General features: G+C 70.0%; 17 protein-coding genes and 1 riboswitch. Of the genes, 16 read left to right on the forward strand and 1 reads right to left on the reverse strand.

Annotated features, from left to right (window positions below; all coding sequences use genetic code 11):
* Nucleotides 1–50: 50 nt before the first annotated feature.
* A riboswitch (FMN riboswitch) is annotated at nt 51–233 on the reverse strand.
* A gap of 107 nt (nt 234–340) precedes the next feature.
* The 15 genes from AC6I0Y_RS03630 (at nt 341) to AC6I0Y_RS03700 (ending at nt 21,171) form a co-directional block, all read left to right on the forward strand.
* Nucleotides 341–1,762 (forward strand): alanine/glycine:cation symporter family protein, encoded by a 1,422-nt coding sequence (locus AC6I0Y_RS03630; RefSeq protein ID WP_497733163.1) that lies wholly within the window; start codon nt 341–343, stop codon nt 1,760–1,762.
* Nucleotides 1,763–2,078: 316 nt separating this feature from the next.
* Nucleotides 2,079–3,500 (forward strand): alanine/glycine:cation symporter family protein, encoded by a 1,422-nt coding sequence (locus AC6I0Y_RS03635; RefSeq protein ID WP_160708660.1) that lies wholly within the window; start codon nt 2,079–2,081, stop codon nt 3,498–3,500.
* Between the two features lie 1,068 nt (nt 3,501–4,568).
* Nucleotides 4,569–6,086 (forward strand): NAD(P)/FAD-dependent oxidoreductase, encoded by a 1,518-nt coding sequence (locus tag AC6I0Y_RS03640; protein ID WP_497733165.1) that lies wholly within the window; start codon nt 4,569–4,571, stop codon nt 6,084–6,086.
* Nucleotides 6,086–7,909 (forward strand): NAD(P)/FAD-dependent oxidoreductase, encoded by a 1,824-nt coding sequence (locus AC6I0Y_RS03645; protein ID WP_497733650.1) that lies wholly within the window; start codon nt 6,086–6,088, stop codon nt 7,907–7,909. Before AC6I0Y_RS03640 ends, AC6I0Y_RS03645 begins: the two co-directional genes overlap by 1 nt.
* A 784-nt stretch (nt 7,910–8,693) precedes the next feature.
* The gene (locus AC6I0Y_RS03650) at nt 8,694–10,337 is read left to right on the forward strand and encodes a PucR family transcriptional regulator (protein WP_497733167.1); all 1,644 of its coding nucleotides are present in this window, start codon (nt 8,694–8,696) and stop codon (nt 10,335–10,337) included.
* Between the two features lie 260 nt (nt 10,338–10,597).
* Entirely contained in the window at nt 10,598–10,849 is a 252-nt protein-coding gene (locus tag AC6I0Y_RS03655; RefSeq protein ID WP_497733169.1) for a hypothetical protein, read from the forward strand.
* Nucleotides 10,850–10,874: 25 nt separating this feature from the next.
* The gene (locus AC6I0Y_RS03660; RefSeq protein ID WP_242164041.1) at nt 10,875–11,063 is read left to right on the forward strand and encodes a hypothetical protein; all 189 of its coding nucleotides are present in this window, start codon (nt 10,875–10,877) and stop codon (nt 11,061–11,063) included.
* Nucleotides 11,064–11,124: 61 nt separating this feature from the next.
* Nucleotides 11,125–13,485, forward strand: coding sequence for a molybdopterin-dependent oxidoreductase (locus AC6I0Y_RS03665; protein ID WP_242164044.1), 2,361 nt, complete (start codon nt 11,125–11,127; stop codon nt 13,483–13,485).
* A 12-nt stretch (nt 13,486–13,497) separates the two neighbouring features.
* Nucleotides 13,498–13,833 carry an oxidoreductase gene (locus tag AC6I0Y_RS03670; RefSeq protein WP_497733172.1) on the forward strand — a complete coding sequence of 112 codons (336 nt, stop codon included), beginning with the start codon at nt 13,498–13,500 and terminating at the stop codon, nt 13,831–13,833.
* Nucleotides 13,834–13,922: 89 nt separating this feature from the next.
* Nucleotides 13,923–15,272 (forward strand): MFS transporter, encoded by a 1,350-nt coding sequence (locus AC6I0Y_RS03675; RefSeq protein WP_497733174.1) that lies wholly within the window; start codon nt 13,923–13,925, stop codon nt 15,270–15,272.
* Nucleotides 15,273–15,311: 39 nt separating this feature from the next.
* A complete protein-coding gene (locus tag AC6I0Y_RS03680; RefSeq protein ID WP_242164049.1) occupies nt 15,312–17,669 on the forward strand; it encodes a molybdopterin-containing oxidoreductase family protein in 2,358 nt (785 codons plus the stop codon).
* A 9-nt stretch (nt 17,670–17,678) separates the two neighbouring features.
* On the forward strand, nt 17,679–18,014 hold the full coding sequence (locus AC6I0Y_RS03685) for a 4Fe-4S dicluster domain-containing protein (RefSeq protein ID WP_242164051.1): 336 nt from the start codon (nt 17,679–17,681) through the stop codon (nt 18,012–18,014).
* 44 nt (nt 18,015–18,058) lie between these two features.
* Nucleotides 18,059–18,241 carry an FmdB family zinc ribbon protein gene (locus tag AC6I0Y_RS03690; RefSeq protein ID WP_242164053.1) on the forward strand — a complete coding sequence of 61 codons (183 nt, stop codon included), beginning with the start codon at nt 18,059–18,061 and terminating at the stop codon, nt 18,239–18,241.
* Nucleotides 18,242–18,338: 97 nt separating this feature from the next.
* Complete coding sequence (locus AC6I0Y_RS03695; protein ID WP_242164055.1) at nt 18,339–19,604, forward strand: MFS transporter; 1,266 nt, start codon at nt 18,339–18,341, stop codon at nt 19,602–19,604.
* A gap of 313 nt (nt 19,605–19,917) precedes the next feature.
* Complete coding sequence (locus AC6I0Y_RS03700) at nt 19,918–21,171, forward strand: MFS transporter (RefSeq protein ID WP_242164057.1); 1,254 nt, start codon at nt 19,918–19,920, stop codon at nt 21,169–21,171.
* 57 nt (nt 21,172–21,228) lie between these two features.
* Here AC6I0Y_RS03700 and AC6I0Y_RS03705 read toward each other — a convergent pair whose 3' ends face one another.
* Nucleotides 21,229–21,624, reverse strand: coding sequence for an MGMT family protein (locus AC6I0Y_RS03705; protein WP_497733176.1), 396 nt, complete (start codon nt 21,622–21,624; stop codon nt 21,229–21,231).
* A gap of 88 nt (nt 21,625–21,712) precedes the next feature.
* Here AC6I0Y_RS03705 and AC6I0Y_RS03710 point away from each other — a divergent pair, with 88 nt between their 5' ends.
* Nucleotides 21,713–22,234, forward strand: a complete 522-nt coding sequence (locus AC6I0Y_RS03710) for a cob(I)yrinic acid a,c-diamide adenosyltransferase (protein ID WP_497733178.1) — start codon at nt 21,713–21,715, stop codon at nt 22,232–22,234.
* The last annotated feature ends 145 nt before the right edge of the window (nt 22,235–22,379 follow it).

Consider the following 22,379-nt stretch of genomic DNA (forward strand, 5'->3'; position numbering starts at 1 on the left):
CGCGGCGCCCGCATGGCGCGCGACGGCGGCGAGAGCCGTCCGTGTCGCGTAGTCTGCCTCTTCCATCCGGACTGTGACCGTTGGTCCCGGAGTCTCACCGGGTCAGCCGGGCCGACGCGCCCCGAAGGGCCGCCGTCCCGGGTCGCGGACTCGCGGTGCGCGCGGGGCCGGAGCCGTCGCGTCGCCTTCCGCTTACCGCCAGTGGGGAGTTCCACCCCGCCCTGAAACAGAATTCAACGCTGATATGGTAACGTGCCCGTGTCGTTCGCGCAAGGCGGACGGCGACAAGAGTAACCTGAGGGCAACGTCCTGCGTTCCCGAGCCAAGACCAGAGGCTGCCATGATAGAGACACTCCAAGCCATCGACGCCTTCGTGTGGGGGCCGCCCATGATCGTGCTGCTGCTGGGCACCCACCTGTTCCTCACCGCCCGCACCGGCTTCATCCAGCGAAAGCTCCCCCAGGCCATCCGCCTGTCCTTTCGCAAGGATCCGGAGGGGCGCGGCGACATATCCAACTTCGGGGCCCTGGCTACGGCGCTCGCAGCCACCATCGGCACCGGGTCCATCGTGGGCGTGGCCACGGCCGTCCTGGCGGGCGGGCCCGGCGCGGTGTTCTGGATGTGGGTCACCGGCATCTTCGGCATGGCCACCAAGTACGTCGAGGTGTTCGCATCCATCCGCTACCGCGTGCGCGATCATAACGGCAACATGCTCGGCGGCGCCATGTATGTGTGGGAGCGCGCCTTCAAGCGCGCCGACGGCACGGTGCCCTGGTGGGCGAAGCTTGGCGCCGGCGCCTTCGCGGCCTTCGCCGTGGTGGCCACCATCGGCACCGGGTCGGCCGTGCAGGCCTCGGCCATGACGGGCATCATCACCTCGTCGCTGCCGGTGCCCGCGTGGGCCGTGGGCCTGGTGATCGTGGTGCTCGTGGCGGCGGTCATCTTCGGCGGCGTGCGCTCCATAGCGAGCGTGTGCGAGAAGCTCGTGCCCGTGATGGCCGTGGCCTACGCAGGCGGGTGCCTCATCATCCTGGCGCTCAACTGGGCGGTGCTCGGCGATGCCCTCGCGCTCATCTTCGCGTGCGCCTTCACGGCCAAGGCGGCCTTCGGCGGCGCGGTGGGGTCGGGCATCGTCATGGCGCTGCAGTTCGGCTGCGCGCGCGGCCTGTTCTCCAACGAGTCCGGCCTGGGATCGGCCCCCATCGTGGCTGCGGCGGCGCGCACGCGCAACCCCGCCGAGCAGGCGCTCGTGGCCATGACCGGCACGTTCTGGTCGACCGTGGTCATCTGCGCGCTCACCGGCGTGGTGCTCGTGTCCACCATGCTCACCTACCCGGAGATCCAGGAGGAGATCCTCGCCAGCCCGTCAGTCTACACCGGCGCGGCGCTGGCCTCGGCCGCATTCGCCAAGATCCCCTATGTGGGCACGCCGGTGCTCGTCATCGGCATGGTGGCGTTCTCGTACTCCACCATCCTCGGGTGGTCCTACTATGGCAACCGCTGCGTCACCTACCTGCTCGGGCGGCGTGCCATCCTGCCCTACCAGGTGGCCTACGTGGCGGTGGCCTTCCTCGGCGCCGTGGGCGTGGGGGACGTGGTGTGGACGGTGTCGGACATCGGCAACGCCCTCATGGCGCTGCCCAACATCGTGGCCATCCTGCTGCTCTCCGGGCTCATCGCGCGCGAGACACGCCATTACATCTACGACGACCACCTCGACGAGGTGTGCGAGCGCCCCATTCCCGTGCTCGAGGGCAAGTAGCGCCCCTCTCGCGCCCGGCTGCCGCCCTCGCCCTCGGTGCCGTCTTGCGGGGTTGCCGCGCCCCAACTGGGGCAACGCCGTGCCGCTCGCTGATATTTTCGCGCTTGCCGTCCCGGCGTCGCTTTCGCGCTGCCTATAATCGGGTCACTTTCGCAGAGTAAAGTGGTGCTGGCGAAAAGGCTTCGGCGGGGGCTCTCGCTCCGGCCGGCTGCCGGGCTGGCAGGGGAGGGCCGCGCCGGCCCTCGTCCCGCCGAAACCCTTTCGACAGCGTCCCTTTCCGCGAAGGCAATCCGCACCGCGAGAAAGAGAGACGACGATGGACGTGATAATCGACGCCATCAGCAGCATCGACGCCTTCGTGTGGGGGCCGCCGATGATCATCATGCTGCTGGGCTCCCACCTGTTCCTGACGTTCCGCACGCGCTTCATCCAGCGCAAGATCCCCACCGCCATCAAGCTTTCGGTGACCAAGGATCCCGACGCTCCCGGCGACATCAGCCAGTTCGGCGCGCTTACCACGGCGCTGTCGGCCACCATCGGCACCGGCAACATCGTGGGCGTGGGCACGGCCATCCTGGCCGGCGGCCCGGGCGCGGTGCTGTGGATGTGGCTGACCGGCGTGTTCGGCATCGCCACCAAGTACGCCGAGACCTACGCCGCCGTCAAGTACCGCGTGGAGGACCACAACGGCAACATGCTCGGCGGCGCGATGTACGCCTGGCGCCGCGCCTTCAAGGACAAGGAGGGCAAGGCTCCCTGGTGGGCCATGCTCGGCGCCGGCGCGTTCGCCCTGTTCGCGGCCATCGCCTCCTTCGGCATCGGCTCGGCCGTGCAGTCCTCGGCCATGACGGACATCATCACCGCCAACATGCCGGGCGTGCCTTCCTGGGGCATCGGCCTGGCCATCGTCATCATGGTGTCGCTTGTTATCTTCGGCGGCATCAAGTTCATCTCCAAGGTGTGCGAGAAGCTCGTGCCGTTCATGGCCCTCGCCTACGCCTGGGGCTGTGTCGTGATCATCGGCATGAACTGGGAGTTCGTGTGGCCCGCCATCTGCCTGATCTTCGAGTGCGCCTTCACCCCCAAGGCGGCCTTCGGCGGCGCGGTGGGCTCCGGCCTCATGCTGGCGCTGCAGTTCGGCTGCGCCCGCGGCCTGTTCTCCAACGAGTCCGGCCTGGGCTCGGCGCCCATCGTGGCGTCCGCCGCCTCTACGCGTAACCCGGCCCGCCAGGCGCTCGTGTCCATGACCGGCACGTTCTGGGATACCGTGGTCATCTGCGCGCTCACCGGCATCGTGCTCGTGTCCACCATGCTCGCCAACCCGGGGATCATGGAACAGGGCGTCATCACCGCCGGTGCCGACCTGACGAGTGCCGCCTTCGCGTCCATTCCCTACATCGGCACGCCCATCCTCGTGTTCGGCATGATCCTGTTCGCCTACACCACCATCCTCGGGTGGTCCTACTACGGCAACCGCTGCATCACCTACCTGTTCGGCAAGCACGCCATCCGCCCGTACCAGGTGATCTACGTGATCGTGGCATTCCTGGGCGCCATCGGCGTCGGGGACGTGGTGTGGACGGTGTCCGACATCACCAACGCCCTCATGGCCGTGCCCAATATCATCGTGGTGCTGCTGCTGTCGGGCATGATCGCCCGCGAGACGAAGCACTACGTGTGGGAAGACAACCTCGACGAGGTGGACGAGACGCCCATCCCGCAGCTTGAGGGCAAGTAGCAGCTGGCGACGTGACGCACGAGCGGCCCCGGGAGACCGGGGCCGCTTTTTTTGCGCGTGGGGGGGACGCGGAAGGAGCGCGCGGGGGGGCGGAAGGAGTGCGCGAGTGGGGCGCGGTAAATTGGCCAAAAATGACGACCTGACGACGAAATTTCGGCCTGCTGAGCCGGTGCTTGCGTGGAGGGCTTGCAAAACCCCAGGTCGCGTAGAGCAGACGGCGCGGATGCTCCCGGGGAGCGTCCGTTTTTAGCTGGCGAATGTCGTCAGGTCGTCATTTTTGGCCAGTTTTTGAGCCGAGAACTGCACGTAGGTCGCAACAGCAGCCCCCAGAGGCGCGTTTCGGGCGCCTGGGGTGAGGGTCTTGGACCGTGAAGGGCGGGTGGTGTGGGCCCCGTCGGCGGCGCCGGGACGCGGATCGCTCGGCTGCGGCGCGGGCGGTCGGCATCGGGGGAGGGCGGGACGTCGGGGTGCGGGAGGGGCGGGCGCGGGTTCCGGCTGCGGCTTGCGGTGCGGGGGTGCGAGTCTCGGCCCTGGGACACGGTGCGAGCGCAAAGGTGGCGGTTTCTGACGAGAAAGCCCTGGCCCGCCGTCGGCGTGTTTGGGGTGGAGAGCGCGTTTCCCCTGGTCACGTCATGGCTGAGGCATTGGATTGCGTCCTCCTGCGTGGTTTTTGGGCGGGGTTCATGCAAAACGGCTCCCTCGCTGAAGGGCTTGTTTTGCGTCCGGGTTGTCATTGGGAGCAGGCGGCGCGCAGCGCGATGCTAGAATGGCCGGGTGGTCAGCGGATGGTAAGTCCTGGGCGCCGGGCGGCACCTTGCTCTTCGGAGGGAGGTGATTCGCTTGGATGGTATCGTTTTCGCATTGCGGCTTGCGACTGCGGTCGTCGGGTTGCTGCGGGAGGCGGTGGCGTTCGCCAAGACGCTCGGGAGGCACCATAAGGAAGAGGACCGCTCGTTGATGCTAGCGGTCCTCGCATAAAACCGACGGTGCCGCCTGCATCTCACCTCAGGCGCGTCCGCTGGCCCTATCCTAGCACAGAGCCTTCTCGTTGAAAAGGAGCGTGGGGCCATGCCCGCGAACGTGATAGCCATCGTAGGCGGGGGAGCCGCCGGGCTGGCCGCCGCCATCGCCGCGGCCGAGGCGTGCGCCCGCGCGGGGCGTCCCGCGCGCGTGGCGGTGTACGAGGCCGACGAGCGCGTAGGCCGCTCCATCCTGGCCACGGGGAACGGCCGCTGCAACTTCTCCAACGCGCATCCCGATCCGGCGCTCTACCACAACGCCGCGCACGTGGCCGCCGCGCTGGCGGCCTTTGAGGAGCGCGCCTGCTCGGAGCGGGCGGCGGATGGCGCCTGCAACGGCGGGGCGCTCGGGGCCGCGTCGTGCGCGGCGGGGGCCGCCGGCGCGCCGCGTGCCGTCGGCGCCGAGGAGGGGGGCGCATCCGATGCGCAGCGCGCGGGGCGTGGCGTCTCCTGGCCCGTGGCGGCCAACGGGGTGCAGGCGTTCTTCGCCGACCACGGGCTCTGCTGGCGCGAGGAGTCGGAGGGCCGGCTCTACCCGCTGCCTAACAAGGCGACGGCGGTGCTCGACGTGCTGCGCGCCGCCGCGACGGCCGCCGGGGTCGAGGAGCGCTGCGGCACTGCGGTGGAGGCCGTCGAGCCGGCACGGCGCGCGGGTGGCCCGCTCACGCTGCGCCTGGCCGACGGGCGCCTCGAGCGCGCGGATGCGGTGATCGTGGCCGCGGGCGGCTCGGTGGCTCGTACGCTCATGCCCGAGGGGGTGCCCTTCTGCGACCCCGAGCCGACGCTCGGGCCGCTTGCCACCGACACGCGTCTCGTGCGCCAGCTCGACAACATCCGGGTGCGCGGGGCACTCGAGCTTTGGCGCGGTGGCGCGCGGGCGGCTCGCGAGGAGGGCGAGGTGATGTTCCGCAAGTACGGCGTGTCGGGCATCGCCGCGTTCAACCTGTCGCGCCTCGCGCGTCCGGGCGATGAGCTGGCCGTCGACTTTCTGCCGGCGGTGGGCGCGCGGGATGCCGCCGCGTTCCTGACGGCCCGGGCGCGGCGCCTGGCCGTGACGTTTGGCGGGCCTGTCACCTGCGAGGATGTTTTGCGCGGGCTCGTGCTCGCGCCGGTGGGGCACGTGCTGTGCCAGGCGGCGGGGCTGCGCGGCGAAGAGGCGCTCGACGAGGCAGCGGCCGAAGTGCTCGCCCCGGTGCTCAAGGGGCTGCGCCTGACGGTGCGCGGCCTCGGCGACGTGCGCCAGTGCCAGGTGTGCCGCGGCGGCGTGGCCGCGGAGGCGGTGGATCCCCGCACCGGCGCGTGCCGCGCGGTGCCGGGGCTCTACGTGGCGGGGGAGGCCCTCGACGTGGACGCGCCCTGCGGCGGCTACAACCTGCACTGGGCCTGGGCGAGCGGGCTTCTGGCCGGCTGGAGCGCGGCCGACGCGGTGCTGGCGGGCCAGAAGGGCGGTGCGCGCGGTAATGCCCCGCGCGCTTCCGCCGCCGGCGTCGCTGCGGCGCCGGGAGCCGAGCGCCGCAGCGCATCGCCTGCGGGCGGCGGGCGGGGCGATGAGAGGGGGCGGCGATGATCCTGCGCGCCTCCAACGTCCCCGTATCGCTTGACGCGCTCCTGCCCGAGGGCGGCGCCCTGCTCCGCCGCGAGGCCGCCCGCGCGCTGGGGCTGCGCGCCGCCGACGTGCGCGAGGTGCGCGTGCTGCGCCGCAGCGTGGACGCCCGCAAGAAGGAGAGCGTCCACTTCGTGTGCGCGCTTGCCGTCGACGCGTCCGACGATGCCGTCGCACGCCCGGCCAAGGGCGTCGCCGTCGGCCCCTGCCGCGCCCCCGCCCCGCTCGTGGTGCCCGACGCCGCCGCGGCGCTCGCGGCTTCCGGCGAGCCGCGGCCCGTGGTGGTGGGCACCGGCCCGGCCGGCCTGTTCTGCGCGCTGTACCTGGCGCGCGCCGGCCTCGCCCCGCTCGTGGTGGAGCGCGGGCCGGCGGCGGATGAGCGCGCGGCCGCGGTGGCTGCCTTCGACGCCGGCGGGCCCCTCGACCCCGAGGCCAACATCCAGTTCGGCGAGGGCGGCGCGGGCACGTTCTCCGACGGCAAGCTCAACACCGGCACCAAGAGCCCGCATATCCGGCAGGTGCTGGAGGCCTTCGTCGAGGCCGGCGCGCCCGCGGACATCCTCGTGGACGCGAAGCCTCACATCGGCACCGACCTGCTGGTGGACGTGGTGCGCCGCCTGCGCGCGCAGATCATCGCGGCGGGGGGCGAGGTGCGCTTCCGCACGCGGCTCGACGGGATCGAGTGGGAGGGCGGCCGCATCGCCGCCGTCATCCTGCGTGACGGGGAGACGGGCGCCGAGGATCGCGTGGCGGCCCGCCGCGTGGTGCTCGCCTGCGGTCACTCGGCGCGCGACACCTTCGCTATGGTGCGTGATGCGGGACTGCCCCTCGAGCGCAAGCCCTTCGCCGTGGGCGTGCGCATCGAGCATCCCCAGGCCCTCGTCGACGCCGTGCAGCTGGGGCCGGCTGCGGGGCATCCGGCGCTTGGCGCGGCGGACTACAAGCTGGCCGTGCACACCAAGGACGGCCGCGGCGTCTATACCTTCTGCATGTGCCCCGGCGGCACGGTGGTGGCCGCCGCCAGCGAGAAGGGCGGCGTCTGCGTGAACGGCATGAGCCGCCATGCGCGCGACGGTGCCAACGCCAACAGCGCGCTTCTGGTGGGCGTTGACCCGGCCGACCTGCCCGGCGACGACCCCCTGGCCGGCGTCGCCTTCCAGCGCGACCTGGAGCGCGCCGCCTTCGACCTGGCCCGCGCCGCGGGCCCCTACGCCGCCCCCGCCCAGACCGTGGGCGCCTTCCTCACCGGATCGGGAGATGCGGGGAAAAGCCGGAGGCGTGGGCCCGAGGGGGCGGTGCCCGGGTGCAGGCATGCCGGCGACTCCACCGGCGCTGGCGCGCGCGATGCCCGGCGGGCCGGGGGCGGGGAGGCGTCTGAGGCGGCCTGCGTCCCCGGGCGTGGCGGCAGTGCCTCCGTCGCCGCCGGCGCCGAACCCCTCGTCACGCCCACCTACCCGCGGGGCGTAGCCTGGGCCGACCTGCGCGCCTGCCTGCCGCCGCTCGTAACTGACGCCCTGGCTGAAGCTCTGCCGCTGCTCGACCGCAAGCTGCCCGGCTTCGCGCATCCCGGCGCGGTGATGACGGCGGTGGAGGCGCGCAGCTCGAGCCCCGTGCGCATCGTGCGCGATCCAGCTGACTTCCAGGCGCGTCGCACGCAGACGCCCGCCGTGCCGAGCGGGCTGTACCCCTGCGGCGAGGGCGCGGGCTACGCCGGGGGCATCACGAGCGCCGCCGTGGACGGCCTCCGCGTGGCCGAGGCCCTGGTGGCCTCCCTCTTGTCCCGCTAGGGCGCAGGGCGGGCCGCGGGGCTGCCTCGCGGCCTGCGCCGCCAGCGATGCCTCGGCGCCTTCCCCGAGGGCGGTTCGCCAACCGCCGCCCATGAGACGGACGTGCCCGTCGGGGGAGCGCGCCGGGTTCCGCGAGCCTTAGGCGTTCGCTGAAGTCGGGACGGCGGTGCCGGCGAAGGGGGCCTGAGCGGCGACGCCGCGCCATAGCAAAGTCGAGCGCGGCGCACTCTGCTGGCGTGTCGCGTATTAGAGGCTGTGCCGACCGGGAGCCGCCTCGCTTGGCGGGGTGGGGCAGGACGAAATTCTGGAAAAACTGGCCAAAAATGACGACCTGACGACGAAATCGTGGCCCGTTGGACCGCGCCTGCGCCCTCGCTGCTTCGTTTTCCCAGGTCGCGCTCAGCGGCCCGTGCACTCGCGGGGGAAAGCCAGCCGCTATCGGCCCTCCTTCTGTCGTCAGGTCGTCATTTTTGGCCAGTTTGTCCCGTACCTGTGCGCAGCGACCCGGCATGCGGGCTCATCCCCGCCTAGGCGCCCTGCCTCCGCCCGGGGCTTTCCGCTCCCGCATCCGCTCCGTCCCAGCGTCCCGACGCTTCGCTTCCGCCGCGCGCCCCTTGTCTCGCCCCAGCGCTCCGCCTCGTTTCCAGTTCGCCCGCGCCCGCACCCGCCGCGCGCCCCGGCGTCCCGCCGCTTCGTGCCCGCCGTGCGCCCTCGCTTCGCGTTTGGGGCTTCGGGGGCCGCTTGTGGTACAGTTCTCCCAAAAACCTGAGGGGGAGGAGATCTCATGCGGGAAGCTACGGTCGATCTCAGCCATCGGTTCGGCGACGTGAGCTACGTCATGCTGCTCGACGCCCTGGAGGGCTCGCGCGTGCTGCACCGGCCGCGGCGCTGCGCCCGCCGCTTCAGCTGGCTCGAGACCGTCTACGACGAGGACAACCTCGCCGCCCGCGACAGCCGCCCCAACACGCTGTTCCTCTGCCGCGTCGAGAGCGCCCGCCAGCTCCTCGAGCGCCATCCCAGCTGCTTCTGCGTGGCCCTCGCGCCCGACGACGCCGTGCCGGCGTGGGTGTCCGAGCGCAACTTCGGCAACCGGCTGGTGCTCGTGCAGCAGCGGGAGCGCTTCGCCCGCTACGACAGCCTGCTGCGGTCGCTGTTCGTCTCCAACCTCATCTGGGAGAACGAGATGGACCGCGTCGTCTACGCCCACGGCAAGCTCGACCGCCTCATCGCCGTGAGCGAGCGGACGCTCGGCAACTTCGTCTGCATCACCGACACGGGCCACAACCTCATCGCGTGCTCGCGCGGCATCGAGCCGCCGCAGGCCGAGGGCGCCGACGTCTACCGCGCCCTCATCGAGGACGGCTGCTATCCCGCCGAGGAGATCGCCTGGATCGAGGAGAGCATCCTGCCGGTGTCGCGCACCCGCAGCCAGCTGGTGGAGGCGCCGGCCGACGAGCGCCACCCCTGCCCCACGCTGCACTACCCCGTCTACATCGACGGGGCCTACCTCTTCCACGTGACCATGGCCTGCTCCTCGGGGCCGGCCGACCTCCTGCGCGACCTGTTCACGAAGTTCATGAAGCGCGTGCTCATGCTGTGCACCGACTTCTGGAAGGCGACGGTGAACCTGGAGGCCCCCTGGCACCGGGTGTTTCTGGGCCTCATCAACGGCGAGCCCATGACCGACGAGTACGTGCAGACCCAGCTGGCGAAGACGGCGGTGCCCCGGGCCCGCCAGTTCCGCCTGCTCTACGTCCCCTTCGACTCCAACATGGCCCAGCCCGTCCGCGCCCAGGTGGTCGAGGCGGCCCGGGGCCTCTGCGGCGGAGCGTGCTACCCCTTCATGCTGAAGGATCGGCTGCTCGTGCTGCTCTACACCGAGTCGGACGAGTCGTCGGCGCTGTCGGGGCAGTCGGTCTGGCGCGAGCTGCGCGCCACCCTCTACGGCACCTTCGGGCTGCAGGCCGGCGTCTCCCAGGCGTTCAGGCGCATCCAGGACCTGGAGAAGGCCTACCGCGAGGCCTTCGCCGCCTACTCGCTGCGCGGGCCGCTCAAGCGCGAGTACGACGCGCTTCTGGGCGAGCAGGCCGTCCCGTGCCTGCCCTTCGAGCACGCGCTCAAGTTCTACCTGCTCACCGAGGGCCACGACGACGACCTGGTGGCCTTCGCCTTCGAGGACTGCATCCTGTCCCGGATCATCGAGGAGGACCGCGAGTCGGGTACCTCCATCGCCCAGATGGTGTGGGTCTACCTCAGCCACGGCCGCAACGCCACCGAGACGGCCAAGCTCATGCACGTCCACCGCAACACGGTGCTCTACCACCTCTCGCGCATCGAGGAGCGCTTCGACATCTCCTTCGACTCCCCGCTGCTGCGCAGCCGCATGGTACTCGACTACCAGCGCCTGCTGCTCGACGGCCGGGTGTGACCTGCGCGCCCGGTGCGCATACCCGCTAGAAATCACCCCTCAACTCGCCATTCCCCGACGCTATGGCCCCCATTCCAAATTATGGGGGCTTTTTTGTAATCGGCGCTAATGCGGGCCGCGGCCGCCGTTTCATAGACTAGACGGCGTGGAGAGCTTGGCCAAGCACCTTGCCACGAGAAGGCAACCCCGGAGGGGCTCGCCTGCCGCGCGGCCCTCGCGGCCGCCCGGCGCACAGGCCCCTTCCAGAAAGGAAAACGGCTATGTGTTTCAGACCTGCTGAAGCCAATACGGGCGCAGCCTGCCCCAACTGCGGCAAGAAGATCAACGTCACCCAGGGCCTCCTGCCCAAGAAGTGCCCCTTCTGCAAGACGAGCCTCGAGGGCATCGACCCGGCCTCCCTGGCCCCCGCCGCCGCCCCCGGCGCTCCTGCGGCTCCGGCCGCCCCCGGCGCCCCCGCGGCCCCGGCCGCCCCCGCAGCGCCCGGCGCCCCGAAGCCCCCGGCCGGAAACTAGCGCCCATCCCGCGCGAGGAGTACCCATGTGCTTCGGAAGCTGCCGCGTGACCTGCGACAACTGCAAGCCCAAGTTCGTCTGGTGCGACCAGTGCGGCCGCAAGAACCTCCTCGTGTTCAAGAAGTGCAAGCAATGCGGCGCGCCCCTCACCGAGGAGATGAAGGACGCGGCGCGCGCTGACTGGGCGGCTCGGGCCGCCGAGCGAGGCAGGTAGGAGGCCGGCGCGACCCCGCAGGAGGGCGGACGGTCCGGCTTATCGAGAGAGAGGAAGACCTATGACCATGGACAAGGAATGGCGGGTCGAGGAGGGCGACCTCATCAGGACCCGCACGTGCGGCTGGTCCCCTCCGGGATGCCACCCGGTGGGATGCGGCATGTTCATCTACACTGACAAGGACGGAAACTTCGTCAAGGTCGAGGGCGACCCCGACCATCCCATCACCCAGGGCCGCCTGTGCCCGCGGTGCCTGGCCATGGGCGAGTTCCTCAACCACCCCGACCGCATCAAGTACCCCATGAAGCGCGCCAAGGCCGACCGCGGCAAGGACAAGTGGGAGCGCATCTCCTGGGATGAGGCCCTCGACATCCTCGAGACCGAGGTCCGCAAGATCTGGGAGACCTACGGGCCCGAGGCCATCTACGTGTCCAAGGGCACGGGCCGCGAGGCGACCGAGTACGCCCCGCCCATGGCCCAGGCCGTCTTCAAGACGCCCAACAACGCCTTCATGATGTCCGGCGCGTCCTGCTACGGCCCGCGCACCGTCATCGGCGACTTCCTGCTGGGCGCCGGCTACCCCGAGCTCGACTACGCCGCGTTCTTCCCGGACCGCTACGACGACCCGCGCTACGAGGTGCCCAAGTACATCATCCTGTGGGGCAAGAGCCCGCTGCAGTCCAACCCGGACGGCTTCTTCGGCCATGCGATCATCGACCTGATGAAGCGCGGCTCCAAGCTGATCGTCATCGACCCGCGCCTGACCTGGCTCGCCTCGCGCGCCGAGTTCCACCTGCAGCTGCGCCCCGGCACCGACGCGGCCATCGGCCTGGCCATGCTCAACGTCGTCATCGGCGAGGACCTCTACGACCACGCCTTCTGCGACGAGTGGGTCTTCGGCCTGGACGAGCTGGCCGAGCGCGTCGCCGACAAGACCCCGGAGTGGGCCGAGCCCATCACCTGGGTGCCGGCCGACGTCATCCGCGGCGCCGCCCGCGCCTTCGCGATGAACGCGCCGTCCTCCATCATGTGGGGCCTCGCCATCGACACCCAGCAGAACGGCGCCCAGGCCGGCCAGGCCCTGCTCGCGCTCGGCGCGATCTGCGGCTACATGGACGTGCCCGGCGGCATCACGCTGGCGCTGCCCTCCAGCTTCATGGGCCGCTGGACCTACGAGACCCTCCAGTTCGTCGGCGAGGAGGTCGAGAAGAAGCGCATCGACGGCGAGGAGGATCACCCGGCCTACGCCGTGGGCCCCTACGCCCACCCCGACAGCGTGCTCACCACGCTGGAGACCGAGGATCCCTACGCCTTCCACATGTTCTACTTCTACGCGTCCAACCCCATCGCCCCGACCTGCTACGCCGAGCCGGAGCGCTGGTACAACGCCATCGTCAAGATGGACTTCAACGCGGCGCAGGACTGCTTCATGACGCCCACCATCATGGGCCTGTGCGACCTGGTGCTGCCGGTGAGCTTCTTCCCCGAGCATGACGGCTTCGTGCTGCCCCACTTCGGCCGCAACACCCACTTCCTCGGCGCGATGAACGCCGCCGTGGACCCGGGCGAGGCGCGCTCCGACCTGGAGATCGACATGATCGTCGGCAAGCGCCTCAACCCCGAGGCGTGGCCCTGGGACACCGTCGAGGAGTTCTTCGACGCGCAGATCCACACCCAGTACGACTGGGGCTTCAACGACCTGCGCGAGTTCGGCGCCTTCCAGCAGCCGTTCGAGTACAGGAAGTACGAGAAGGGCATGCTGCGCCCCGACGGCGAGCCGGGCTTCAACACCCCGACCGGCCTCATCGAGGTGTCGTCGTCGATCTACGACGACTTCGGCGAGGACCCGCTGCCCTACTTCATGGAGCCGGCGATGAGCCCGTACTCCACGCCGGACCTCTATGAGGACTACCCGCTCGTGATGACCACCGGCGGCCGCAGCTTCGTGTCGTTCCACAGCGAGCATCGCCAGATCCCCTCGCTGCGCGCCATCCACCCCGACCCGCTGGTGACCATCAACCCCAAGACGGCGGCGAAGTACGGCATCAACGACGGCGACTACGTGCTCATCGAGAACCCGCTGGGCAAGTGCGTCGAGCGCGCCCGCGTGACCAACGAGGTGCCCGAGCGCGTCATCCACGCCGAGCACGGCTGGTGGTTCCCCGAGGACGACCCCGAGGCCCCCAACCTCAACGGCGTGTGGAAGTCCAACGTCAACCGGCTCATCCCCATGTACAAGGTGGGCGTGACCGGCTACGGCGCCCCCTACAAGAACGTGCTGTGCCGCATCAGCAAGGCGGACGGCTACGAGGCCGGCGCGGCCGACCCGGCCCTCTACGAGCCCCGCGCCAGCCGCGGCCCCGAGTCCATGACCAACGGCCCCTCGCAGCCTGCCAGCTACGAGGTCATCCATCCGGAATAGGGAGGTACCCCCATGGAGAAGCACGCGCTGCTCATCGATTACAAGTACTGCACCGGCTGCCACTCCTGCGAGCTGGCCTGCCGCCAGGAGAAGCAGATCGCCCCGCAGGACGAGTGGGGCATCAAGCTCGCCGAGTTCGGCCCCGAGAAGCTCGCCGGCGAGTGGTACTGGAACTACGTGGCCGTCCCGTCCAGCCTCTGCGACCTGTGCGAGAGCCGCCTGGAGGAGGGCAAGAAGCCGGCCTGCGTCCACCACTGCCTGGCCAAGTGCATGGAGGCCGTGCCGCTGACCGAGGTGCCGGTGCGCCTGGCTGAGCTCGGCGACGGCGTGGCGGTGTTCGTCCCCTAGGCCCGCCTGCGGCGCCCCGGGTCTTTCGGCCCGGGGCGCCCCGAGGGCAGGACGGGGCAGAGGAGCAGGGAAGGGGGCTTCGGCCGACCATGGAAAAGGTGACGGTCTCGGATATCCTCGAGCAGCCGGGGGGATGGCGGTTCTCGGTGAGGATCCTCGTCTTCGTCGGGCTGGCGATGGTGTTCGACGGCTTCGACTACATGATCGTGTCGTTCACGATGCCGCAGATCACCCAGGAGATGTCGCTGGGGCTCATCGAGACGGGAAGCCTCGCCTCGTTCAGCCTGCTCGGCATGCTCGTCGGGGGGTTCGCGTCGGGATACCTGGCCGACCGCTTCGGCCGCAAGCACGTGATGAACGTGAGCATCATGATCTACGCGCTTCTGACGGTGCCCATCTTCTTCGTGCACTCCTACGACATGTTCGCCCTGTGCCGGATCTTCTCCGGCGTGGGCGTGGGCGCGGTCATCCCGCTCAGCGTCACCATCGTGTCGGAGTACGCCCCCACCGCCCACCGCGGCGCCTTCGTCACCATCACCAAGACGTTCATGATGCTCGGCTGGGTGGTGGCGGGCCTCACGGCCATGTACGTGGTGCCCAACTTCGGGTGGCGCCTGTGCTACCTCATCGGCGGCTTCCCCTTCGTCTACGGCATCGTCATGCACTTCGTCATGCCGGAGTCCGTGCAGTGGCTGTTCGGGAAGGGGAGGGTGAGCGAGGCCCTGGCCATCGTCAACAAGATCAACGCCGGCCTCGACAACCCCAAGCCCGGCGGCTATGCGGCCGCCGACATCGCGGTGCCCCCGGCCGTGCAGGGCGGCCAGCTCAGCCAGCTCGTCTCCAAGCGCTACCTGCGGGTGACGCTCGGGATCTGGCTCGTGGCCTTCACCACCTGCTCGCTGTCCTACGGGCTCACCAACTGGATGCCCACCGTGCTTCTGGCCAGCGGCTACTCGGTGAGCGCCAGCTACGGCTACACCACCCTCATGAACCTGCTGGGATGCGCGGGAGCCGTGGTGGCCGGCGTGGCGGCCGACCGCATCGGGCGCATCCGCAGCACCTACGTGGCGCTCGCCCTGGCCGCGGTGTCGGTCGTCTTCACCGCCGTCTTCGGATTCGGCGGCCTGATGATCCCGGCCTGCATCTTCATGGGCTTCGCCATCAACTACGCCTACATGACCCCGGCGCCCATCACCATCGAGGCGTATCCCACCGAGATACGCGCCACCGGCCAGGCCTGCGTGACCACCGTGGCCCGCATCGGCGGCTTCATCACCCCGATGGTCATCGGCGGCGCGCTCCAGACCGGCTCGACGTTCTCCACGGTGCTCGTGGTGTTCCTCGTGCCGCTGGCCCTGGCCGCCGTGTTCACCAAGCTGCTCATCAAGCGCGAGACGCGCGGCGTGCAGCTGGAGGCCCTCGGCGCCGACGAAAGATAATCCCACCCGTTTCTCAAGGAGAGAGAAAGGAGAAAGCGAATGGATGCAGAGTGGAAGAAGGAGGTAGGCGACCTCATCCGGGTGCGCACCTGCGGTTGGTCGCCGCCGGGTGACCATCCCGTCGGATGCGGCATGTTCATCTACACCGACAAGGACGGCAAGTTCGTCAAGGTCGAGGGCGACCCGGACCATCCCATCAGCCAGGGCCGCCTGTGCCCGCGGTGCCTGGCCATGGGCGAGTTCCTCAACAGCCCCGACCGCATCAAGTACCCCATGAAGCGCGCCCGCGAGGACCGCGGCAAGGACACCTGGGAGCGCATCACGTGGGACGAGGCGCTTGACATCCTCGAGCGCGAGGTGAAGAAGATCTGGGAGAACTACGGCCCGGAGACCATCTACCTGTTCCAGGGCACCGGCCGCGAGGCCACGCTCTACGCGCCGCCCATGGCCCAGGCCTGCTTCAAGACGCCGAACTGCTCGTTCTCGATGTCCGGCGGCTCCTGCTACGGCCCGCGCACCGTCGTAGCCGACTTCCTGCTGGGCGCCGGCTACCCCGAGCTCGACTACGCGGCCTACTTCCCGGATCGCTACGACGACCCGCGCTACGAGATCCCCAAGTACATCATCCTGTGGGGCAAGAGCCCGCTGCAGTCCAACCCGGACGGCTTCTACGGCCACGCCATCGTCGACCTCATGAAGCGCGGCTCCAAGCTCATCGTCATCGACCCGCGCCTGACCTGGCTCGCCTCCCGCGCGGCCTTCCACATCCAGCTGCGCCCCGGCACCGACGCCGCGGTGGGCCTGGCCATGCTCAACGTCGTGCTGGGCGAGGACCTCTACGACCACGAGTTCTGCGAGAACTGGGTCTTCGGCGTGGACGACCTCAAGGAGCGCGTCGCCGACAAGACGCCCGAGTGGGCCGAGGAGATCACCTGGGTGCCCGCCGAGGTCATCCGCGGCGCCGCCCGCGCCTTCGCCACCAACGCCCCGTCGTCGATCATGTGGGGCCTGGCCATCGACACCCAGCAGAACGGCGCCCAGGCCGGCCAGTCGCTCCTGGCCCTGGCCGCCATCTGCGGCTACATGGACGTGCCCGGCGGCATCACGCTGTCGCTGCCCTCCAGCTTCATGGGCCGCTGGCGCTTCGAGACCGCCCAGTACGTGGACGCCGAGACCATGGCCAAGCGCATCGACGCCAAGGAAGATCACCCAGCCTACGCGTGCGGCCCCTTCGCGCACCCCGACGAGGTGCTGACGGTCATGGAGACCGAGGAGCCCTATGCCTTCCACATGGCGTACTTCTACGCCACCAACCCCATCTCGCCCACGGTCTACGCCGAGCCCGAGCGCTGGTACAACGCGCTCATGAAGATGGACTTCAACGCCGCCCAGGACTGCTTCATGACCCCGACCATCATGGGTCTGTGCGACCTGGTGCTGCCCGTGTCCGGCTTCGCCGAGCATGACGGCGTGGTGCTGCCCCACTTCGGCCGCAACACCCACTTCCTCGGCGCGATGAACGCCGCCATCGACCCGGGCGAGGCCAAGTCCGACATCGAGATCGACATGATCGTCGGCAAGAGGCTCAACCCCGAGGCGTGGCCCTGGGAGACGGCCGAGGAGTTCTTCAACGCCCAGATCCGCACCCAGTACGACTGGGACTTCAATGACCTGCGCGACATGGGCGTGTTCCAGCAGAACTTCGAGTACCGCAAGTACGAGAAGGGCATGCTGCGCCCCGACGGCGAGCCGGGCTTCAACACCCCGACCGGCATGATCGAGGTCTGCTCGTCGATCTACGACGACTTCGGCGAGGACGAGCTGCCCTACTTCATGGAGCCGGCCATGAGCCCGTACTCCACGCCCGACCTGGCGGCCGAGTACCCCTACGTGCTCACCACCGGCGGCCGTGACTTCGTGTCGTTCCACAGCGAGCATCGCCAGATCCCCTCGCTGCGCCACGTCACCCCCGACCCGCTCGTGACCATCAACCCCAAGACGGCCCGCGCGCTGGGCATCAACGCCGGCGACTACGTCTGCATCGAGAACCCGCTGGGCAAGTGCGTCGAGCGCGCCCGCATCTCCAACGAGGTGCCCGAGCGCGTCGTCCACGCCACCCACGGCTGGTGGTACCCCGAGGAGGAGGGCGAGGCCCCGAACCTGTTCGGCACCTGGAAGTCCAACGTCAACAAGCTCATCCCCATGTACAAGGTGGGCAAGCTCGGCTACGGCGCCCCGTACAAGAACGTGCTGTGCAAGATCTACAAGGTGGACGGCTACGACGCGGGCGACTCCAACCCCGCCGAGTACCAGCCGCCGGCCAGCCGCGGCCCCGAGTCGATGACGAAGGGCGCGCCCTCGCCGATGAGCTACGAAGCCAAGCACGCGGGCGAGTAGGTGATGGCCATGAAGAAGCACGCGCTGCTCATCGACTACAAGTACTGCACCGGCTGCCACTCCTGCGAGCTGGCCTGCCGCCAGGAGAAGCACATCGAGTCCCAGGACGAGTGGGGCATCAAGCTCGCCGAGTTCGGCCCCGAGAAGCTCGCCGGCGAGTGGTACTGGAACTACGTGGCCGTCCCGTCCAGCCTCTGCGACCTGTGCGAGTCGCGCCTGGAGGAGGGCAAGAAGCCGGCCTGCGTCCACCACTGCCTGGCCAAGTGCATGGAGGCCGTGCCGCTCGAGGAGGTGCCGGTGCGCCTGGCTGAGCTCGGCGACGGCGTGGCCGTGTTCGTTCCCTAAGGCCCCGTGCCTGAAGCATGAAAGACCGTTGTGAGGAGGAGACCATGGCTTACAGCCCCGACCAGAAGGACGTGGAGGGCATCAAGGAGATCGCCGACCAGGCGCCGAAGGTATGCCCCAACTGCGGCAAGCCCCTGCGCAAGATCGTGACGAGCCGCGAGTTCGGCAGCTTCACGACCAAGTGCCCGTGGTGCAAGACCAAGTTCGAGTACGAGGTCAAGGAGTAGCCCGCGACGCGGGATGCCCGGACGGGGGGGCGGCGCTTCGGCGCCGCCCCTTCTTTTGCCCCCGAGGGGGCGGGGAAGAGGAGAGGAGGGGAGACCCGTGGGGGAAGAGACCGAGCGGCTGTGGAGCCGGCCCTACGTCGTGCTCCTGCTGGCCATCTTCGGCGTGAGCCTGGTGACCAGCATGTTCAACCTGGGGATGACCTACTACGCCGACCTCATCAACGGCGGCATCGCGTTGGCCGGGGTGTCGGCGGGCGTGTTCTCGCTGGCGTCGATGGCGTCCAAGCCCCTGGCGGCCGCGGTGTCCAACCGCTTCGACGACGGCCGCGTGATGGTGGTCTGCGCCCTGCTCATCGCGGCGGCCGCGTCCCTGCACCACCTCGCCGAGACCATCCCGGCCCTCGCCGTGGCGCGGGCCGTCCACGGGGTGCTCTTCGGCGTCTTCTCCACGGCCGCGGGCGCCGGCATCAACCAGGTGCTGCCCCGCTCGCGGCTCGCCGAGGGCCTCGGGTTCTTCGCCGTGGTGTCGATGCTCGTGCCCGCCGTGGGCCCGACGCTGTTCCTGCTCATCGTCACCGAGGGCGACCTGGCCTCGTTCAACGGCCTGTTCGTCCTCGCGGCGGCGCTCTGCGCGGGCGCGGCGGCGGTGACCTTTTTGGGCGTGCCCTGCTTCGGGCCCCGCAACGTGCTCGCGCGGCACGGCCGCGGCGGTCGGGCGGGGGAGGGGGCCGCGGGCCCGGACGGCGCCGAGGCCCCGGCCGCGGCGGGTGCGCCGGGCGGCGAGGCGCGGGCGCTGCCCCGCACCTTCCTCGGCCTGGAGCCGCGCACGCTTCTGCCGGCGGGGCTTCTGTGCCTGTTCTGCGTGGCCTTCTCGTCGGTGAACTTCTACCTGCCCCTGCTCGCCTTCGAGCGCGACCTCGGGGACGTGGGGCCGGTCTACGCCGTGTTCGCCGCCATGACCCTCGGCTGCCGGTTCCTCGTGGGCCGGCGCGCCGACGAGCACGGGCCCGACCGCTACCTCACGGCGGGCATGGCGTGCCTGGCCCTGTCCTACGCGGCCATCCCGCTGTGCCCGACCGCGGCGGCCCTCTACGTGGTGGCGGTGCCGCTCGGGCTGGGCATGGGCACGGTGGCGCCGTTCCTCAACGCCTACATCGTGCGCCGCTGCTCGCCCGAGCGGCCGGGCAGCGCGTCGGCGGCCTACTACCTGGCCTACGACGTGGGCTACAGCACAGGCTCGTTCGCCTGCGGCGCGATCATCGCGGCGGCGGGGTGGGACGTGCTCTTCGCGGGGTGCGCGGCCCTGTGCCTGGTCGGGCTCGTCCTCTTCCGCCTGACGCTCGCCCGCCCCGGGCGCGGGTAGGGGGCCAGGCGGCCTCGCCCCGCGCGCCGGGCGCGGCCGGGGCGCGGGGCGGGTCGGCGGGGCGCCGTCGATGACCGCGCCGCCAAATTCCGCGCCGTTTTTTGTGAGCGCGGCCAATGAAGCCCGATCAGGCCGTTTTCTATAATGGCCGGTAAGAGCCCGACTGGCCAGCGCTCGAGCAGTTTCGCAGAGGGGAGAGGGGACCTCTTCGCATAGGGAGGGGGCTTTCCCCGACAGAGAACGGGTATGCAAGCGGCGCCCCGCGCGGCGCCGGCTGCATGCCCTTTGGAAAGGACAAGGGGGTTCGGACTCTATGTTCACGCTAAAGAACAGCAAGGCCCAGGCATGGATCATCCTCGGCCTGGTCTGGCTGGGCGCCTTCATCGCATCCTACGCCCAGAACCAGCTGGCCGGCATGGCCATCCAGTTCCAGGAGCACTACGGCTTCACCGGCGAGCAGTACGCGGCCATCTACTCGGCATCGCAGCTGCTCGGCGTCTTCCTGGCGTTCGTCACCGGCATCATCTCCGACAAGATCGGCACGCGCAAGATCGTGCTCATCGCCGGCATCGTCGTGTCCGCCTCGCTCATCGTGCGCATCTTCGCCACGTCGTTTGAGCTCCAGTACTTCGCCAACATGATGTCGGGCTTCACCGGCCTGTTCATCGCCGTCAACCGCTCCAAGATTCTCGGCGGCTGGTTCGCTCCCTCGATGCTGGCGCTTGCGGTGGGCATCTCCTCCACCACCACGCCGGTGGCCAACACGGTGGGCATCGGGCTGACCTCGCTCATGCCCTCGGTCGAGTTCGCCTTCACCGTGACGGCCGTCATCGCCGTGGCCTTCACCGTCATCTGGTTCCTCTTCGGCAAGGACGCCTCCGACGAGATCGCCGCGTCCGAGGCCGGCGTCGAGAAGCCGAGCATGCTCAAGAGCCTTGCCGAGGTGGCCAAGAGCCCCTGGGCGTGGGTGCTGTCGCTGGCCGCCCTGTTCTGCATGGCCGGCCAGGTGCCGCTGATGGCCTTCACCACCGCCGCGCTCCAGACCCTGCGCGAGATGGATCCCGTCGCCGCCGGCGGCATGGCCACCGCCATCACCATCGGCATGGGCGTCGGCTCCGTCGTGTCGCCCATCATCGTGCGCGCGCTCAAGTCCTTCCGCATCGTCATCGCCATCTACGGCGTGCTCACGGCGCTCGTGATCTACTTCGGCTGGCAGATGCCGCTCGGCCCGATTATGTACGGCGTGTTCTTCGTCGGGGGCTTCACGCTCGGCTACCTGCTCGCCATCATCTTCACGCTGCCGGTCATGCTGTTCGGTCGCGAGAAGGCCGCCACGGCCCAGGGCCTGGTGCAGACGTTCCTGCTGATCGGCGCGTCGGTGTTCCTGACCAACGTCACCATCCCGCTGGCGGGCGGCGCCAACCCGGGCACCTTCCCGACCATCTTCATGATCGCCGCCATCTACATCGTCATCGGCTCCGTCCTCATGTTCATCATTCCCGATCAGGGCAAGAAGATGACCAAGAAGGTCGAGGAGAAGAAGGAGGCCGCCGAGCCCCAGCTGTAGGCCCGCGCCCTCGTCATCGCCTCAAGGAAGCGCCCCGCACCCGCGGGGCGCTTCTCGCTATTCCCCCAGCTCGCGCTGCCAGTCGAAGTCGGGCGGCGGCGCGGTCGGCAGATCGCCCGCGTCCGCGGGGGCGGCGGGGTCCCAGGCGCAGGCGGCCAGGTCGATGCGGCCGTCCTCGAGGAAGGGGACGCCCTCGGCCTCGAGCATCTCGCGCTGGACCTCGGGGCCGCCGAAGGCGAAGCCGCGGCAGAGCGAGCCGTCCTTGAACACCACCCGGTGGCAGGGCGTGGCGGCCGCGTCGGCGCCGGGAGCCGGGTTCGCGCGCAGGGCGTAGCCCACGTAGCGCGCCGTCCGCGGCCGCCCGATGAGCCGCGCGACCTGGCCGTAGGTGGCCACCTTCCCGCGCGGGATGCGGCGGACCTGCTCGAACACCTGCTCGGCGTACTCTCCCATTCGATGACGTCCCTTCGTCGGCTGACGGGGTGATTATCCCCGTGTGCTAAGGTGGCGTCAAACGGATCGGCGGCGAAGGGAGCGCGCGATGCAGACGACGGTGACCAGGACGGGCGACGGCGGCGAGACCTCGCTTCTCGACGGGACGCGCGTGCCCAAGGCGAGCGCGCCCATCGAGGCGCTCGGGGCGGTGGACGAGGCCCAGGCGGCCCTCGGGATGGCGCGCGCCCTGGCGCGCAACGCGGCGGTGCGCGAGGAGCTGCGTGGCGCCGAGGTCCTGCTCGCCGAGCTGATGGGCGACATCGCCGCGCCGGGCCGCGACCCGCGCCTCGGCGCCGACGCCGCGGCCGCCCTCGAGCAGGCCGTCGCGCGGCTCGCCGCGCCGCTGCCCGACCGCTTCGGGTTCGTGGTGCCGGGCGACGACGTCGCCTCGGCCCAGCTCCACGTGGCGCGCACCGTCGTGCGCCGCGCCGAGCGGGCGCTGTGGCGCCTGCGGGCGGCGGGGGAGGAGGGCGCAGTACCCCTCGCCTCCGACGAGGCGATGGCCTGCCTCAACCGCATCTCGGACCTCTGCCACGTCTGCGCCCTCATCGAGGCCCGCGAGGCCTAGGGGCCCGGCCGCCGGCATCGATACGGCATCGACGCGGCATCGCCGCTCGGCGTCCTCGCGCGAACCGGGCGCGGACTTGGAGGATACTCCCGGTTCGGGGTTACGAAAGCCGCCGCGGTGGGGTATCGTGTCCTACAACGTCCGC

The sequence above is a fragment of the Adlercreutzia sp. St.1H8 genome, assembly GCF_059728655.1.